The organism is Streptomyces sp. UW30 (assembly GCF_008042075.1).
Classification (GTDB): Bacteria; Actinomycetota; Actinomycetes; order Streptomycetales; family Streptomycetaceae; genus Streptomyces.
In genome coordinates, this window is record NZ_RDBN01000037.1 from 2,070,429 (window position 1) to 2,087,080 (window position 16,652).

General features: G+C 72.7%; 16 protein-coding genes and 1 pseudogene. 6 read left to right on the forward strand and 11 right to left on the reverse strand.

The genetic code is table 11. The annotated features are described in order from the left end of the window. Positions 1-131 precede the first annotated feature (131 nt). Positions 132-1,199 (forward strand): uroporphyrinogen decarboxylase, encoded by a 1,068-nt coding sequence (gene hemE, locus EAO75_RS28175; protein WP_147997800.1) that lies wholly within the window; start codon positions 132-134, stop codon positions 1,197-1,199. 7 nt (positions 1,200-1,206) lie between these two features. On the opposite strand, the gene EAO75_RS28180 is transcribed toward hemE, so the two are convergent. Continuing rightward, on the reverse strand, positions 1,207-2,031 hold the full coding sequence (locus EAO75_RS28180) for a rhomboid family intramembrane serine protease (protein WP_147997801.1): 825 nt from the start codon (positions 2,029-2,031) through the stop codon (positions 1,207-1,209). A gap of 125 nt (positions 2,032-2,156) precedes the next feature. Here EAO75_RS28180 and EAO75_RS28185 point away from each other — a divergent pair, with 125 nt between their 5' ends. Then, positions 2,157-2,486: a hypothetical protein gene (locus EAO75_RS28185; RefSeq protein ID WP_147997802.1), complete on the forward strand. Its 330-nt coding sequence runs from the start codon at positions 2,157-2,159 to the stop codon at positions 2,484-2,486. Positions 2,487-2,498: 12 nt separating this feature from the next. Here the strand turns inward: EAO75_RS28185 and EAO75_RS28190 are convergent, their stop codons facing one another. Then, complete coding sequence (locus EAO75_RS28190; RefSeq protein WP_147998113.1) at positions 2,499-3,899, reverse strand: FAD-dependent oxidoreductase; 1,401 nt, start codon at positions 3,897-3,899, stop codon at positions 2,499-2,501. Positions 3,900-3,932: 33 nt separating this feature from the next. Beyond that, the gene (locus EAO75_RS28195) at positions 3,933-4,925 is read right to left on the reverse strand and encodes a DUF4349 domain-containing protein (RefSeq protein WP_147997803.1); all 993 of its coding nucleotides are present in this window, start codon (positions 4,923-4,925) and stop codon (positions 3,933-3,935) included. A gap of 160 nt (positions 4,926-5,085) precedes the next feature. Here EAO75_RS28195 and hemG point away from each other — a divergent pair, with 160 nt between their 5' ends. Together hemG and hemQ are read left to right on the forward strand one after the other, a co-directional pair. Beyond that, positions 5,086-6,546: a protoporphyrinogen oxidase gene (gene hemG, locus EAO75_RS28200; protein WP_147997804.1), complete on the forward strand. Its 1,461-nt coding sequence runs from the start codon at positions 5,086-5,088 to the stop codon at positions 6,544-6,546. A 4-nt stretch (positions 6,547-6,550) separates the two neighbouring features. After that, positions 6,551-7,282 carry a hydrogen peroxide-dependent heme synthase gene (gene hemQ, locus EAO75_RS28205; protein WP_147997805.1) on the forward strand — a complete coding sequence of 244 codons (732 nt, stop codon included), beginning with the start codon at positions 6,551-6,553 and terminating at the stop codon, positions 7,280-7,282. 89 nt (positions 7,283-7,371) lie between these two features. Here hemQ and EAO75_RS28210 read toward each other — a convergent pair whose 3' ends face one another. From EAO75_RS28210 to EAO75_RS28230, 5 genes are all read right to left on the reverse strand, one after another. After that, positions 7,372-8,991: an alpha/beta hydrolase gene (locus EAO75_RS28210; RefSeq protein ID WP_147997806.1), complete on the reverse strand. Its 1,620-nt coding sequence runs from the start codon at positions 8,989-8,991 to the stop codon at positions 7,372-7,374. A 123-nt stretch (positions 8,992-9,114) separates the two neighbouring features. Further along, complete coding sequence (locus tag EAO75_RS28215; RefSeq protein WP_147997807.1) at positions 9,115-9,912, reverse strand: TIGR04222 domain-containing membrane protein; 798 nt, start codon at positions 9,910-9,912, stop codon at positions 9,115-9,117. A gap of 101 nt (positions 9,913-10,013) precedes the next feature. Further along, positions 10,014-10,802 carry a DUF4142 domain-containing protein gene (locus tag EAO75_RS28220; protein WP_147997808.1) on the reverse strand — a complete coding sequence of 263 codons (789 nt, stop codon included), beginning with the start codon at positions 10,800-10,802 and terminating at the stop codon, positions 10,014-10,016. A gap of 272 nt (positions 10,803-11,074) precedes the next feature. Beyond that, the gene (locus EAO75_RS28225) at positions 11,075-12,412 is read right to left on the reverse strand and encodes a DUF692 domain-containing protein (protein ID WP_147997809.1); all 1,338 of its coding nucleotides are present in this window, start codon (positions 12,410-12,412) and stop codon (positions 11,075-11,077) included. A gap of 225 nt (positions 12,413-12,637) precedes the next feature. Then, complete coding sequence (locus EAO75_RS28230) at positions 12,638-13,369, reverse strand: aminoacyl-tRNA hydrolase (protein ID WP_261989435.1); 732 nt, start codon at positions 13,367-13,369, stop codon at positions 12,638-12,640. Between the two features lie 106 nt (positions 13,370-13,475). On the opposite strand from EAO75_RS28230, the gene EAO75_RS28235 reads away from it, so the two are divergent. Both EAO75_RS28235 and EAO75_RS28240 read left to right on the forward strand, forming a co-directional pair. Continuing rightward, positions 13,476-14,348 (forward strand): ATP-binding cassette domain-containing protein, encoded by an 873-nt coding sequence (locus EAO75_RS28235; RefSeq protein ID WP_147997811.1) that lies wholly within the window; start codon positions 13,476-13,478, stop codon positions 14,346-14,348. Next, the gene (locus EAO75_RS28240; protein ID WP_147997812.1) at positions 14,345-15,016 is read left to right on the forward strand and encodes an ABC transporter; all 672 of its coding nucleotides are present in this window, start codon (positions 14,345-14,347) and stop codon (positions 15,014-15,016) included. The genes EAO75_RS28235 and EAO75_RS28240 overlap by 4 nt, the downstream gene beginning before the upstream one ends. Here the strand turns inward: EAO75_RS28240 and EAO75_RS28245 are convergent. The 3 genes and pseudogenes from EAO75_RS28245 to EAO75_RS28255 all read right to left on the reverse strand — a co-directional run. Further along, positions 15,008-15,187: a hypothetical protein gene (locus tag EAO75_RS28245; protein ID WP_147997813.1), complete on the reverse strand. Its 180-nt coding sequence runs from the start codon at positions 15,185-15,187 to the stop codon at positions 15,008-15,010. The genes EAO75_RS28240 and EAO75_RS28245 overlap by 9 nt on opposite strands. An 18-nt stretch (positions 15,188-15,205) precedes the next feature. Continuing rightward, positions 15,206-16,066 carry a polysaccharide deacetylase family protein gene (locus EAO75_RS28250; RefSeq protein WP_147997814.1) on the reverse strand — a complete coding sequence of 287 codons (861 nt, stop codon included), beginning with the start codon at positions 16,064-16,066 and terminating at the stop codon, positions 15,206-15,208. Between the two features lie 90 nt (positions 16,067-16,156). Continuing rightward, positions 16,157-16,652, reverse strand: a pseudogene (locus EAO75_RS28255) (serine/threonine protein kinase); the annotation flags it as partial.

The window sequence follows — 16,652 nt, forward strand, 5'->3', positions numbered from 1 at the left end:
CGACAGTCTTCCCTGAGCCGCAGCCATGCCGGGAAGATTAAGGGGAACCGGAGCTTCGTGCAGGGAGAGACACCCGGACAACACCCCAACCCCGGCGCCGGGCCCTGTGCGGCCGTGCGAGACTTGCCCCCGTGAGTGCCAACCAGACGCCGCCGTCAGCCACGCCCGACGCAGTCAAGAATTCCGCCTTCCTCAAGGCGTGCAGGCGCGAACCCGTGCCGCACACCCCGGTGTGGTTCATGCGGCAGGCCGGGCGCTCCCTGCCGGAGTACCGCAAGGTGCGCGAGGGCATCGCGATGCTCGACTCCTGCATGCGGCCCGAGCTGGTCACCGAGATCACCCTCCAGCCCGTGCGCAGGCACGACGTGGACGCGGCGATCTACTTCAGCGACATCGTCGTGCCGCTGAAGGCCATCGGCATCGACCTCGACATCAAGCCGGGCGTCGGCCCGGTCGTCGAGCGCCCGATCCGCACCCGCGCCGACCTGGCCCAACTGCGCGACCTCACCCCCGAGGACGTCTCGTACGTCACCGAGGCCATCGGCATGCTCACCGGCGAGCTCGGCGCCACCCCGCTCATCGGTTTCGCCGGCGCGCCTTTCACTCTCGCGAGTTACCTCGTCGAGGGCGGTCCGTCGCGCACGTACGAGAACGCCAAGGCGATGATGTACGGCGACCCCGAGCTGTGGGCCGACCTGCTCGACCGCCTCGCCGACATCACCGCGGCCTTCCTGAAGGTGCAGATCGAGGCCGGCGCCTCCGCCGTCCAGCTCTTCGACTCCTGGGCCGGCGCCCTCGCCCCCGTCGACTACCGCCGCTCGGTGATGCCCGCCTCCGCGAAGGTCTTCGACGCCGTCGCCGGGTACGGCGTCCCGCGCATCCACTTCGGCGTCGGCACCGGTGAGCTGCTGAAGCTCATGGGCGAGGCCGGCGCGGACGTCGTCGGCGTCGACTGGCGCGTCCCGCTCGACGAGGCCGCCCGCCGTGTCGGCCCCGGCAAGGCGCTCCAGGGCAACCTCGACCCGACCGTCCTGTTCGCCACCCCCGAGGCGATCGAGGCCAAGACCCGCGAGGTGCTCGACACCGCGGCCGGTCTAGAGGGCCATGTCTTCAACCTCGGCCACGGCGTCATGCCGTCCACCGACCCGGACGCCCTGACCCGGCTCGTCGAGTACGTCCACACGCAGACGGCCCGATAGAGAACGCTCACCACGTCTGCCGGGGCCGTGCCCGCCTGCCGAACAGCAGGCCGCGGGGCTCCGGCGGCGGTGTGGTCCCCGGTTTGAGCGGCCAGGCGAGCAGCATGCCCGCGAGGAAGCCGGCGACGTGCGCCGCGTACGCCACCGTGCCGGCGTCGGAGACGCCCTCTCCGGACGAGTACACGGCCTGCAGCACGAACCAGAAGCCGAGCACCAGCCAGGCGGGCAGCCGCAGCGGCAGGAAGATCAGGAACGGCACGAGGACCCACACCCTGGCCCTCGGATACAGCACCAGATAGGCGCCCAGGACGCCCGCGATGGCCCCGGACGCGCCGATCAGCGGGTCGGCCGAGTCGTCGTTGAGGAACGCGAAGCCGTACGACGCCGCGTAGCCGCAGACGACGTAGAAGAGGAAGTACCGCACGTGGCCCATGCGGTCCTCGATGTTGTTGCCGAAGATCAGCAGGAAGAGCATGTTGCCCAGCAGGTGCAGCCAGCTGCCGTGCAGGAACATCGCGGTGAAGACCGACAGCGCGGGGGACTTGTCGTAGCCGGGCCGGCCGATCACACAGCCGGGGCCGTTCGGGCCGACGGCGACCTCGCCCGTAGGGACCACTCCCGGCAGCTGATCGTGGATCAACTCCCTTGGCACCGCCGCGTAGTGGTCCAGGAACGCATGCAGATGGCACAGCTGGGCCAGGCTGCTCTCACCGGACACGGAGCCGGCTATCCCGGGCGTGGACAGGAAGACGAGGACGTTCGCGGCGATCAGCGCGTATGTCACCCAAGGGGTGCGGCGCACCGGGTTCACGTCATGGACGGGGATGACCACGACTGGTATCTGCCCGGGATCGGTGCGGCGAATCGGTGAACGTGGGTGGGGGCGCGTGCGTATGACTCGGCAACCGCCCGCGGCACGGGGAAGGCGGGTCGCGGGGTCTACGTGAGGAACAGGCGATGAACGACCGAGTTACTCCTCCGATTCACGCGTTGCCCGACGGTGAGGCCGAGATCGCCGTGGTGGTGCGGCTGCCGTGGGAAGACGTCGCGCGGCTGGGTCAGGAGGCGGGGCGGCTTGCCGCGCAGATGCAGCGGCCGGTGACGCTGGACGAGGCGGTGAGCCATCGGTTGCGTTCCCCGCGGGGGGCTGCGCACGCGAAGCCGGCGGGGGAGCAGCCGGTTGCTGCCGCCGCTGTGCCGACCAGTGCGTCCGTGTCTTCGTTGCCCCCTCGGGCGCCTGCCGAGCAGGCTCGGCAGGCCATTGAGAGGATCAACGGCAGCGCGTGAGCGCCGCGGCCCCTAGGCGGGTTGTCCTACCGCCTTCACAGCTTTACGGGCCGCTACCAGTACCGGGTCCCAGACCGGGGAGAACGGTGGGGCGTATCCCAGGTCCAGGGACGTCATCTGTTCCACCGTCATCCCCGCCGTCAGGGCCACCGCCGCGATGTCGACCCTCTTGGCCGCGCCCTCGCGGCCCACGATCTGTACGCCCAGCAGGCGTCCCGTGCGGCGTTCGGCGAGCATTTTGACCTTCATGAGGGAGGCACCCGGGTAGTAGCCCGCGCGGCTCGTCGACTCGATCGTGGCGGTGACGTACTGCAGGCCCGCCCTGCGTGCGTCCTTCTCGCGCAGGCCCGTGCGGGCGATCTCCAGGTCGCAGACCTTGCTGACGGCCGTGCCGACCACGCCGGGGAACGTGGCGTAGCCGCCGCCGGCGTTCGTGCCGATGACCTGGCCGTGCTTGTTGGCGTGGGTGCCGAGGGCGATGTGGCGCTCCTGGCCGGAGACCAGGTCGAGGACCTCCACACAGTCGCCGCCCGCCCAGATGTCCTCGTGGCCGCGCACGCGCATGGCGAGGTCGGTCAGCAGGCCGCCGTGGTCGCCGAGGGGGAGGCCGGCGGCTCGCGCGAGCGCCGTTTCCGGGCGGACGCCGATGCCCAGGACGACCACGTCCGCCGGGTACTCGGCGTCCTGCGTGGCCACCGCGCGGACGTTGCCGTCCTCGCCGGTGAGGATCTTGGTGACCTCGGTGTCGTTGACCATGGTGATGCCCAGGCCCTCCATGGCCGCGTGCACGAGGCGGCCCATGTCGGGGTCGAGCGTCGACATGGGTTCGCTGCCACGGTTGACGACCGTCACCTCGTAGCCGCGATTGATGAGCGCCTCGGCCATCTCCACGCCGATGTAGCCGGCGCCGACCACCACCGCGCGACGGCCACGCGTGCGTGCCAGCGTGTCGAGCAGGGCCTGGCCGTCGTCGAGGGTCTGCACGCCGTGGACGCCGGGCGCGTCCACGCCCGGCATGTCGGGGCGGATCGGGCGGGCGCCGGTCGCGATCACGAGCTTGTCGTACGACGTCCAGGACTCGGCGCCGGAATCGACGTCACGCGCGCGTGCCCGGCGGCCGGCCACGTCGATCTCCACGACCTCCGTCCGCATGCGCAGGTCGATGTCCCGCGCGCGGTGCTCCTCCGGCGAACGGGCGATCAGCTGGTCCCGCTCGGGCACGTCGCCGCCCACCCAGTACGGGATGCCGCACGCCGAGAAGGAGGTGAAGTGGCCGCGCTCGAAGGCCACGATCTCCAGCTCCTCGGCGCTCCTCAGGCGTCTCGCCTGCGACGCCGCGGACATCCCCGCGGCGTCGCCGCCGATCACCACCAGCCGTTCCCGCTTGCCCGGCACACCCGTCGTAGCGCTCATGGTCATGCGAACACGCTACGGGCGCAGGGAATTTCAGTCCTGCTCGCCGCCCTGTCCGTCTCCCGCGCGCGTGGGAGACGGAGCGGGCCGGGCGGCCGGCAGCGGGCCGAGCGGGGTGGTCGCGGGCGCGGTCGCCGGCCGGCGCGGCAGCCGGGGGCGCAGCACCTTCAGCCACAGCAGCACGAGCAGCGCCGCCACCGCCGCGAACGGCAGCACCGCGCCGAACGCCACCGCGAGCCAGCGCACCATCGTCACGAACGCGTTCCAGCCACCCGCGAGCGCGTCCACGAAGCCTGGATCGTCGTCCTTCGCGGCCTTCTTCACCGGCGTCTCGGACAGGGACAGCGTGATCGTCGCCAGGCTGGTGCGGTCCTTCAGGGACGCCTGCTGGGCCAGCAGCGACTCCAGGTCGGCCTGCCGGCTGCTCAGCTCGCCCTCCAGCGTCACCACGTCGCTGAGCCTCGTCGCCTGGTCCATCAGCTCGCGGATCCGGGCCACGCTGGCCCGCTGCGACTTGATGCGGCTCTCCACGTCCACGACCTGGTCGGTGACGTCCTGCGCCTTCGCGCTGCGCTCGATCAGCTTGCCCGCGCCCTCCAGGTCCGCGAGGACCTCGGCGTACCGGTCGACGGGCACGCGCAGGACGACGCGGGTGTGCTCGTGGCCCTCGTCGTCGCGGGTGGTGGTCTCGTCGCCGACGTAGCCGCCCGCGTTCTCGATGGTCGTACGGGCCTCGTCGAGGGCGTTGGGTACCTCCTTGACCTGCACGGTCAGCGAGGCGGTGCGGATGATGTGGGTCGCGGGGACCTTGACGGGCGCGGTGGCCTTGCCAGCGCCGGAGCCGCTGTCGGGGGCTCCCTGCTGCGCACCTGCCTTGGAGTCCGCCTGGGCGGCCTCGCCCTTGGCGGCGGAATCACTGGCGCCGCCCGAGTCGTTCGCGCCGCTGCATCCGGTGAGCGCGAGTGCGGCGGCCAGCATGAGGCCCACCAGGGCCTGAGCGGGTCGTGCGGAACGTCGTGTGCGCATGTGGGCGTACCCCCGAGGGTCGTCGTGACGACTGACGCTTCTTCGACGCCCGGGTCCTGCGGAACGTTGGCGGGAAACGGTCCCGATGCGGTCACGGTCGGGACTCGTGAAGGACACCGGGGCGCGGAGGGGTGTCAGTGGGGTCTGAGAGGCTGTGGACATGCGCGAAGTGGAGACTCGTACGGAAACGGGCCAGGTCGTCGTCATCGGGGGCGGTATCGCCGGGCTCGCCGCGGCCCATCGCCTGCTGGACGCCGGCCGGCACGTGACCGTCCTTGAGGCGTCGGACCGGGTCGGCGGCAAGCTGCTGCCCGGCGAGATCGCCGGCGTGCGCGTGGACCTCGGCGCCGAGTCGATGCTGGCCCGCCGCCCCGAGGCGGTCGCCCTCGCACGCGAGGTGGGCCTCGACGAGCGGCTCCAGCCGCCCGCCACCGCGACGGCCTCGATCTGGACCCGCGGTGCCCTGCGCCCCATGCCCAAGGGACACGTGATGGGCGTCCCCGGCACCGCCGCCGCCCTCTCCGGCGTCCTGTCCGACGAAGGGCTGGCCCGCATCGAGCGCGACGCCGACCTGCCCCGCACCGAGGTCGGGGACGACGTGGCGGTCGGCGAGTTCGTGGCGGCCCGCCTCGGCCGCGAGGTCGTCGACCGCCTGGTCGAGCCCCTGCTGGGCGGCGTCTACGCGGGCGACGCGTACCGCATCTCGATGCGCTCGGCGGTCCCGCAGCTCTACCAGGCGGCGAAGACCCACGACTCGCTCACCGAGGCCGTCCGCGAGATCCAGGCCAGGGCCGCGGCGAACCAGCAGACCGGGCCGGTGTTCATGGGCATCGAGGGCGGCGTGGGCCAACTACCGCTCGCCGTCGCACAGTCGGTGCGCGCGCGGGGCGGCGACATCGTGACCGGGGCGCCGGTGACGGAGCTGCGCCGCGAGGCGTCCGGCGGCTGGCGCGTCGTCGCCGGTGACCGGGTGCTGCGCGCCGACGCAGTCGTCGTCGCCGTACCCGCCCCGGCCGCCGCTGCCCTGCTGCGCGCCGAGGCCCCCGAGGCCGCCGCCGAGCTGGCCGGCGTCGAGTACGCCTCCATGGCCCTGATCACCCTCGCCTACCGCCGAGCCGACGCCGACCTCCCGGCGGGCAGCGGCTTCCTCGTGCCGCCGGTCGACGGGCGCACCATCAAGGCGTCGACGTTCGCCTCCCAGAAGTGGGGCTGGATCGGCGACGAGGACCCGGACACCCTCGTCCTGCGCACCTCCGTCGGGCGGCACGGCGAGACGGAGATCCTGGGCCGCGAGGACGACCACCTTGTCGACGTCTCCCGCCGGGACCTCAAGGAGGCCACCGGCCTCGACGCCACCCCCCTTCAGACCCGCGTCACCCGCTGGACCGACGGCCTGCCCCAGTACCCGGTCGGCCACCACGCGCGCGTGGCCCGCGTCCGCGAGCACGTCGCCAAGGTGCCGGGCCTCGCCGTGTGCGGCGCGCAGTACGACGGCGTGGGCATCCCGGCGTGCATCGCCAGCGCGTACGCCGCCGCCGACCAGCTGGAGGGTGATCTGCGCGGTGTGGAGGAGCTCACCGCCAACCCGGTGCAGAGTCTGCACGGCGGAGCGGGAGAATAAGGGCATGAGTGACGACGCCTCCACCACCGAGTCCGGCAGGATCCCGAACAAGGGCAAGCTGGCCAAGGACCTCAACGAGGTCATCCGCTACACCCTCTGGTCCGTCTTCAGGCTGAAGGACGTGCTCCCCGAGGACCGCGCGGGCTATGCCGACGAGGTCCAGGAGCTGTTCGACCAGCTCGCCGCCAAGGACGTGACGATCCGCGGCACCTACGACGTGTCCGGGCTGCGCGCCGACGCCGACCTCATGATCTGGTGGCACGCGGAGACCGCCGACCAGCTCCAGGACGCGTACAACCTCTTCCGCCGCACCAAGCTCGGCCGCGCGCTCGAGCCGGTCTGGTCGAACATGGCGCTGCACCGCCCGGCCGAGTTCAACCGCTCGCACATCCCGGCGTTCCTCGCCGACGAGACGCCGCGGAACTACGTCAGCGTCTACCCCTTCGTGCGCTCCTACGACTGGTACCTGCTGCCCGACGAGGACCGCCGCCGCATGCTCGCCGACCACGGCAAGATGGCCCGCGGCTACCCGGACGTGCGCGCCAACACGGTCGCCTCGTTCTCGCTGGGCGACTACGAGTGGATCCTCGCCTTCGAGGCCGACGAGCTCTACCGCATCGTCGACCTCATGCGCCACCTGCGCGCCTCCGAGGCCCGGATGCACGTCCGCGAGGAGGTGCCGTTCTACACCGGCCGCCGCAAGTCCGTTGCGGAGCTGGTGGCCGGGCTCGCCTGAGCCGTTGGTCGAAGTGTGACGCAGCCCCGCACCCCGAAAGGGGCGCGGGGCTGCGTCACACCGCGGCTCCGCCGCGCGGGCGCGACCGGCTACGGACGCCGGGCAGCCGCGGTCTTGTGCCGGCGCTTGTCGGCAGCGGTCGGCTTCGGCTCGGGGTGCCCCTCGCACGCCGCGCGCCGCCCCGGCAGACGGCCCTCCAGCAGATACGCGTCGACGTGGCCGTTGACGCAGGCGTTCGGGCCGTACGCGATGCCGTGCGTCCCGGCGTCCCGCTCGGTCACCAGGACCGAGCCCGCGAGCCGCCGGTGCATCTCCAGCGCGCCCTCGTACGGCGTGGCGGCATCCCGCTCGGCGGCCAGGATCAGCGTCGGCGGCAGCTCACCCGGCCCGGTCCGCACGTCCACAGCCTTCTGCCGGGGCGCCTGCCAGAAGGCGCACGGCAGGTTCATCCACGCGTTGTCCCAGGTCTCGAACGGCGCCACCCGTGCCAGCCGCGTGTTGTCCCGGTCCCAGACCGCCCAGTCCGTCGGCCAGGGCGCGTCATTGCACTCCACGGCCGTGTAGACCGCGTTCGTGTTCTCCTCCTCGGCCGCCGCCTCCGTCACCGGCGAGGCCAGCTCGACCAGCGGCTTCGCATCGCCCTTCAGATACGCCGAGAGCGCCTGCGCCCGCGAGGGCCAGTAGTCGTCGTAGTAGCCGGCCTGGAGGAATGCCTCCTGCAACTGCCCCGGCCCGATCTTCCCGCCGGCCGGCCGCGCCGCGAGCCGCGCCCGTACCTTCTCGTAACTGGCCAGCACCTCGTCGGCGGTGACGCCGAGCCCGTACACGTCGTCGTGCTTGGCGACCCAGTCCCGGAAGTCCGTCCAGCGCCCCTCGAACGCCGCCGACTGGGCCAGGTTGCTGTGGTACCAGATCTGCTTGGGGTCCGGGTTCACCGCCGAGTCGAACACCATCCGCCGTACGTGCTGGGGGAAGAGGTGTGCGTACAGCGCGCCGAAGTAGGTGCCGTACGACGCGCCCATGAACGTCAGCTTCTCCTCGCGCAGCGCGGCGCGCAGGACGTCCAGGTCACGGGCGTTGTTGAGGGAGTTGTAGTACTGAAGCGCGCTCCCGGCACGCTCGGCGCAGCCGCGCGCGTACGCCTTCGCCCGCTCGACGCGCTCCTTCTTGTACGCCTCCGAGGGGAACGTCGGCGCGAGGGAAGGCCCCTTGGCGATGTGCTTGGGGTCCTGGCAGGACAGCGGGGCGGAGGGTCCCACTCCGCGCGGGGCGTAGCCGACCAGGTCGTAGGCGGCCGCCAGCCGCTTCCACGCCGGGATGACCCCGATCAGCGGGAACTGCACGCCGGAGGCGCCCGGTCCGCCCGGGTTGTAGACCAGGGCACCCTGCCCCGGCACCCGGCGCTTGCTGTTGTGCGGGTCCTTGTGCGTGGCCGTGGCCCGGCTGACCAGGAGCCGGATCTGCTTGCCGTAGGGGCGGGAGTAGTCGAGCGGGACGGACACCGTGCCGCACTGCACGTTGCCCGGCAGGCCCTGCTCCTTGGGGCAGCGACGGAAGGCGATGCCGGCCGCCTTGGCACGCGCGGCGGCCACCGCCGTACCGTGCCGCTCGTCCGTCCTCGGGGCCGCCCCGGCGTTGCCGGCCGGGGCCAGGGAGAGTGACGACAGGAGCAGGGCCCCCGCGGCCGAGTAGAGGGCGGCAGCTCGCATGGCATTTCCCTTCGGTGCACGGCAGCAACAAAAGGGATATTTGGTTCGTCTGTTGATGAAGGCAAGCACCGCCTCGCCGAAGTCGCCGCAATGCCCCCTATTCGTCATCGACTTATCGCGTCGTCACTCGCGCCAGTGCATCTCCTCATGGTGCTGCTCGCGGTGCGCGAACGCCGCACGCAGGTCCGGCTCGCCGATCGCGCGCACGCCCCGTACGGCGACGGAGGTGAGATACGTGCGGTCGCCGCCGCCTCCGGAGTGCCGCACCAGGGCGCTCAGCAGCCGCTGCCCGGCCGGGGAGGCCCACCGCGTGTACGGGTGGATCTCGATGCGGGCGATGGCGAGGCAGCTCAGGGTGAGCACGAACGGCAGGGCGAACCACAGCGCGACCAGATGCGCCGGCATCTCGGACCGGTCGGGCGCCAGCAGGGCGATCGCGCCGAGCGCCGCCACGGCAGCCGCGGCGAGCCGCACCTGACGGACCGCGGCGCCTATGTCGTCGCGCGCCGCGTCGGGCACGGCGAGGCCCGCGCTGACCAGCCGGTCGGCGAGGCTGCCCACCGCGTCGGCGGCGGCCGCGGCGTCCCGCACCGGCTCGATCCGGGACTGGCCCTGCGGCCCGATGGCCCCTATCACCGAGCGTTCCATCTCGTCGCGCCCGCGCGGATCGACGACCGTCGCCCAGCCGGTGCGCGCGAGCAGCAGCCGCTGCTGGCGCGCCATGGAGACGAGGGTCAGATCGGCGACCCGTCGGGGGCCGCCGGACAGGAAGGCGGCCTCGTACAGCGTCAGATCGTGGTCCGGGGCCGCGGTCGACTCTTTCGTGTCCATGGCCGCGGTGTGTACGGCGGCCAGGCACAGCCGCGTGCACGCCGTGCCGGCGACGGCCCAGGCCAGCAGTAGGAGAAGGACCCAGAACATGCCGCGTTTCTATGCCAAAGGCTCTGTGCACGCCATGGGTCGTTCACGATACGGACCGAGAGTTGCCGGGATGTGACGTTCCGGATCGGGGCGTACGGCCCTCAGGAGCCCTCGGTGTCGTCCCCGCGCGGGCTGGCGGCGGCCGGCGGCAGGGTGTACGTCGGCGACGGCGGTGGGGTCATCGGCACGGCCGGAGCGGGGTCGGTCGTCGGACCCGGCGGGGCGGGGGAGGGCGTGAGCGGAGGGGTGCTGTTCGCGACCATGTCCCGGGCCAGGGCGTCGAAGTCGACGTAGCCGGTGGCCTCCAGGACCGTGATGTGGTCCAGCACGGTGGTGTTGGCGTCGTCGGCGAGTTTACGCACGAGGGAGTTGCGCGTACTGGCCCGGACCTGGGCGACGACGGAGAACACCTTGCCGTGCGCCAGCCGCAGGATGTTCGCGAACTGCCGGTCGTACTCCACACCCTGGGCCGCGTTCAGGGTCGCCAGCCATCCCTGCTGCTGCTCGGTGGGCTCGTTGGGCAGTTGGAGGCTGAGCCTGGCCGCGACGTCACGCACCCGCTCGTCCAGGAACGCGTGCCCCTCGATGAGGTGCTCTCCGGCGGTCCGTACGGCCGCGGTGGTGCCCTTCTGCCGGGCCTGCCGGCCGGCGGGCAGCTCCCACAGCCCGGCCAGCCGGACCTTCGTGACGAACTCGCGGTCGAGGGCGGACAGCGGCCCGTAGCCGGTCGAGACGGTGTCGGCGTTCAGTACGTCCAGACCGGTCCCGGACCGGTCGGCGTACGACCAGATCGGGAAGATCATCGCCAGCAGCGTCGCCACCAGGCCCGTGATGATGATCCCGGTGCCGCTGACGATGCCTCTGCCGGTGATGGGGGGTCGCGGTCGCATGGTGCCTCCTGTTGCGGCACCGCACGTTAGTGCGCTTCGAGGGTTAGGTTGGCATATTACTTCGGCGCCTACACCAACCTCCGTACAGGAGCGAATGGTTGCAACCAGGGTGGTTACGGGCGAAAGGGGAGCTTCGGGGGCGGGCTTACGGTGTCATACGCGGACCAAGCGGACGCGTGGAGGGTGCTGCGGGCCCGGGTGTTAACCCCGGCACACTCGGCGGCCGCGGTCGCGTCCACGAGGGAGCGGGGTTCGGCGTAGGCCGCCCCCGCTCACCGTCGCAGCAGCACTCGGCGCGTGGCCCGCGCCAGCCGCACCCCGGGCCGCCGGGAGCGCGGCTTCGGTCCCGACCGCTCCAGCCACCACTCCCGCAACTCCGCCCGCACCCGCGCGTCCTCGCAGCGGCCCTCGGCCAGCAGATACCCGGCGAAGTCCAGCGCGTCGCGCCGGTAGCCGTCGCTCATCGGGTGACCGTGCGTGTACCCGAGGAAGGCCCGCCGGTACCGGTCGCCGAGGATCACCGGCAGCTCGGGCGCGACCTTCGCCACGACGTCCGCCCGCTTCCCGGCGAGCGCCCGCGCCTGAACCCCGAGCCGCACCCGGTCGAACCCTTCCGGCACGGGCGTCCCCGCGACGAGCGCGGAGAGCAGCGCGGCCTGCGCGAGGGCGAGCCGCTGGCGGGCGGGCTCGACGGCCTCGCCGGTGGGAGCCGCACCCTCCTCGGGCGCCGTCGCCCGCGAGGTGCCCTCGGTGGTGGCGCCCTGCCCGGCGGCCGTCCGCTGCTCGGCGCCCTTCTCCAAGGCCCCCCGGATCGCCCCCAACTCCCGCTCCAGCTCGGCCGGTTCGGGGAAGTTCTCGTCCCGCTCCAGCAGCACCCCCGGCGGGGACACACGGGAGGCGAGGTCCGTCAGGACGTCGAGGACCGGCTGGGGGACGGGGTGGGCGTGGCTGTCGTGCCAGACGCCGTCGCGTTCGAAGCCGCCCGCGACATGGACGTACGCGATGGCCTCCAGCGGCAGCTCGGCGAGCGCCTTGGCCGGGTCCTCGCCCCGGTTGACGTGGTTGGTGTGCAGGTTGGCCACGTCGATGAGCAGCCGTACGCCCGTGCGGTCGGCGAGCTCGTACAGGAACTGCCCCTCGGTCATCTCCTCGCCCGGCCAGGAGATCAGCGCGGCGATGTTCTCCACGGCGAGGGGGACGGGCAGCGCGTCCTGCGCGATCCGGACGTTCTCGCACAGCACGTCGAGGGCGTCCCGGGTGCGCGGCACGGGCAGCAGATGCCCCGCCTCGAGGTGCGGCGACGCCGTCAGCGGCCCGCCCGCCCGTACGAACGCGATGTGCTCGGTGACCAGCGGCGCCCCCAGCGCCTCCACCCGCTCGGCGAGCGCCGCCAGCCGCCCGGCGTCGGGCCGCTCCGCCCCGCCGAGGCCCAGCGAGACGCCGTGCGGGATCACGGTCACCCCGCGCTCCCGCAGCCGTACCAGGGACTCGGGGAGATGCCCGGGGCAGACGTTCTCGGCGACGGCCTCGACCCAGTCGATGCCCGGCATGCGTTCCACGGCGTCCGCGATCTCCGGACGCCATCCGATTCCCGTACCCAGTCGCTCCATCGTCCCCTCCTCGGCCTCTCCCGTACCCGCTGCCCCGTCTCGTCGGACGGGTCGGACGTGACGGGGGTATGGCCCCGCGGGCCCCGACCGAACCCCTCGGGGGACACCTTCAGAGCAACATTTGAGGTTGGGACCCACGCCCCGCACCCCCCGCACGACCACCACAAGGTCGTACGCGCGAGGCGCCGGGGATGTTCAGATGCCGGGAATTCCGGGCGGCCGGGCTCAGACGCCGGGCGTCCGCCGCAGCGCCGGATGGTCGGCGACGACAGTGCACGAGCCGGGCGCGATCTCCGTGAACCCCGCGTCCCGCACCAACGGCAGTCGGCCGCTCGTCAGCTCACCCCAGCGGGCCGGGTCCGCGGTCCGCACGGCCAGCGCGAACCCCGCGTCGCGCCAGGCGGCCCGCTCCTCGTCCGACAGCTCCCACCAGGCGAGCTGCGCCGCGTGCCCGGTCTGGGCCATCGCCTTGCCGGCCGACATGTCGAGCTCGGGGTTCAGCCACAGCACCGGCGCCGAAGGGTCGGCGTCCTCGGGCGGTTCCGGGTCGTCGAGGTCGGTCCCGGACACCTGGAGCTTCGCCAGCTCCTTGGGCCAGCCGTCCAACGGCACCGGCGGGAACACCCGCACCTCGGCCGACTTCCCGGTGACGGTGATCCCCGGCAGCTTCTCGGCCCGCCGCCACTCCGCCCCGCGCGCCCGCCGCACGACCTTGCGGATCCGCGCGTCCTGCCAGTCGCGCATGGTCTGAGCCCACTCGCCCTCGCCGAGCGACCGCTCATCACCGAGGATCGTCAGCACGGCACGGGCGGAGGTCTCCAGCGCGTCGGTGCGGGCGGGAGGGGCGTCCCGCTCGATGCGGACGACCAGGGGCAGCACGAACTGCGGTGCCTCGTCGCGTGCACTGGGCTCGGACCGGAACGGACTGTCGCCGCCGGCCGTCGAATCATGGCTCACGAAAGCCAACCCTAAGGGGCGCGGGGCTGTGTCGATTTGGCGGCTCCGCCGCGTGGGCGCGACCGGCCCCGAGTGAGCCGCACTCGCCATGGGACAAGATGTCCCCATGCAACGCGATCTTCGTCTGGACAACGTGGGCCGCCGCTACGGCCTACGCGGCCCATGGGTCTTACGCGGCATTCACCTCACCGTGCAGCCCGGCACACTCATCCGCATACAAGGCCCCAACGGCACCGGAAAGTCCACCCTCCTGCGCCTCCTGGCTCGCATAGACGCCCCTTCGGAGGGCCGCATCAGCGGAGCGCCCCGCACCGCGTACGTCCCCGAACGCTTCCCCACCGCCCTCCCCTTCACCGCCCTCGGCTATCTGACCCACCTCGGCACGGTCCACGGCCTGTCCCGGCCGGCGGCCACCCGCGCCGCCCTGGAGTGGCTCGACCGCTTCGGCGCCGCCCCCTACGCCCGCACCCCCATGGCCCAGTTGTCGAAGGGCAGCAGCCAGAAGGTCGCCGTCGTGCAGGCCCTGCTCGCCGAGCCGGAGCTGCTCGTCCTGGACGAGGCCTGGACCGGCCTCGACACCGACGCCCGCGCCGAGCTGGAGCGGGCCGTCGCCGAACGGACCGCGGGCGGCACCACCGTGGTCTTCGTGGACCACGACCCGCGCCGCCTGGCGGGGGCGCCCGACGCGACGTACACCGTGCGGGACACGGGACTTGAGCAGCGCGGCGACCGAGCGCCCGCGGAATCCGACGGCCCGCGCGTGACCGTCGTCGTCCGGGGACCGACGGGCGGGCAACTCCCCGCCGACACGACCCGCACGCTCGTCTCGGCCGAGGAACCCACGCCCGGCACCCACCGTCTCACCGTGCCCGCGTCCCACTCGGACATCCTTCTGCGTGCCCTGCTGACCGCCCGGCCGCCCTGGCACGTGGTGAGCGTGAGCCAGGAGCCGACCCCCGACCACGAGAGCCGCCGATGAACGCCCTGCTCAGATACCAGGCCGCCCTGCTCGCCCGCTCACAGCGCTGGCTGCCGCCGTTCATCCTGTACGTCGTGTTCCTCGGGATCGGTGTGCAGAGCGGCCAGCCGATCCTCGACTCGCTCGGCTACGCGGCCGCGGCCCTGCTGCCCGTGGCCGCCTGGCTGGTGCGGATCTGCGTCACCAACGAGCCGCCCGCCGCCCGCAGTTGTGTCTCCGCCGCGGTCGGCCCCGGACGGGCGCACCTCGCCGCGCTGCTGGTGGCACTGGCCACCGCCGTGGTCCTGGGCACGGCCGGGACCGTCGTCGTGACGCTGATCAGCGCTGCCGCGAGCGCGGATCACCAGACGCGGGTGCCACGGCTCGCCGCCGGTGCGGCCGGGCTGCTCGCCGCGCTGGCCTGCGCCCTGCTCGGCACGGCCGTCGGCGCCCTCACCACCTGGCCGCTGTTGCGCTCGACCGGCCGCGCGGTGCCGACGATGCTGCTCGCGGCCCTGCTGTCGGTGGTGGTGACGGGCTCCCCGGCGCAGGCGGCGGTCAGCGGCCTGGTCACGGGCTCACGCTCGGGTACGGTCCCGATGCCGGTGCTGCCCCTGGTGGCGGCGACCCTGCTCACGGCGGCGGCGACCACGGCGGCCTGCGCGCTCACGTCCCGACGATCACCCTGAACAGGCGGTGCGCTGCGCTTCTTGCCATTCACACACCGGGCAGAGCGTGATCCCCTTGTACGACTCCGGGTACTCGGTCGGCTCCCGGCACAGCACACAGTCCGCGTACGGCGGCCCGTCGGCCTTCGGCGGCTTCACCGCGTCCCGGATCGTGCAGTAGTCGTCGCTCATGGCTCCAGCGTAGGACGCTCAGAGCCGCCCGCTCGCGGCCCGGATCAGCTCGGACACCTTCACCAGCCGGAAGCCCTTCGCACGCAGCTGCGGCACGACGCTGCGGACCACCCGCTCGGTCGTCGGAGCCGCGCTGCGCGTGCAGTGCAGGACGACCACGGACCCGGGCCGCACCCCGCGCCGCACCTCCCGGGCGACCGCGCCGGCGTCCGTCGCGAACGCGTCCCCGCTCACCACGTCCCACTGCACGGCCGTCACACCGACCGGGGTCAGCGCCTTGAGGGCCCGCCGGTCGTAGCACCCGCCGGGAAACCGGAAGTACGGCATCGCGGCACGGATCCCCACCTTCCGGAACACCGTGTACGCCCGCTCCACGTCCGCCCGCATCCGCTCCTCGCCGATGGTCGGCAACCCGTAGCAGTGGTCGGTGAAGGCGTAGTGGCTGTAGGAGTGGTTGGCGACCTCGAAGAGCGGATCCCGTCCGATGGACCGGGCCTGCTTGGGGTACTGCTCGGCCCACCGCCCCGTCATGAACACGGTCGCCGGCACCTTCAGCTCCCGCAGCGCCGCGATCAGCCCCGGATTGTCGAACCGCTCGCCCTGCGCCGCCCGCGGCCCCTGATCGGCGGTCATGTCGGCGTCGAAGGTCAGCGCGACGGTTCGGCCCCCGTTCCGGGGCCCGTGCTCGAAGACGGGCGTCATGCCCGCGGGGCCGGGCGCGAGGGTCGGCGGCTCGGCCCCGGGGGAGACGGCGGCCGTGGCGCTGGGCGCCGGACGCGGGGCGCGGGTCGTGTCCTCGGGCGCCGTACACGCGGCGAGCGCGCTGAACGCCGCGCCCAGGGCGCAGACGGCGGTGACGCGTCGTACGAGAGTGATCACCGCATGAAGATATGAGGATCACATGCTCATTTCGGTCCACCGAGGGGTGTGCCGGACCTCAGTCACCCGCCCGGCGGGCCGGGCCTTCTCTCAGTCGGTGCGCGTGCAGGAACCGGTCGGCGCGGTGGCCGGAGGGCGGCACTGGAGGTTGTACTCGGTCGGGTCCGTGCTCAGGTAGCGGCCCATGCAGGTGTTCACCGTCGTTCGGCCGCGCTCGGCGCAGAACGTCAGGGCGGCGCGGCCGTCGGTGAAGGGGCCGGGGGCGTAGAACACCCAGTAGCCGCCGCGCAGGGAGGCGTAGTCGTCGCTGCGCAGGACGGCGGCCTCCGGGACCGACTCGCGGAGGGTGGCGAGGCGGCTGTCCCGGTTGGCGGTGCCCGCGGAGACGGGTTCGGAGTGGAGCTGGGCGATCCAGTGGCCGGCCGGTGTGGGTGTGGCGCTGGGTGTGCCGGGGCTCGGCTTCTGCTTTGCCGGACCGGGCGTGGATGCCGTGGCCGGAGGGTTCGGGGTGGCGTCGGCCTTGTCGTCGCCGTCCGTGCCGCCGGGGCGCAGGGCGAACACCAGGGCCGTGGCCGTGGCGATCACC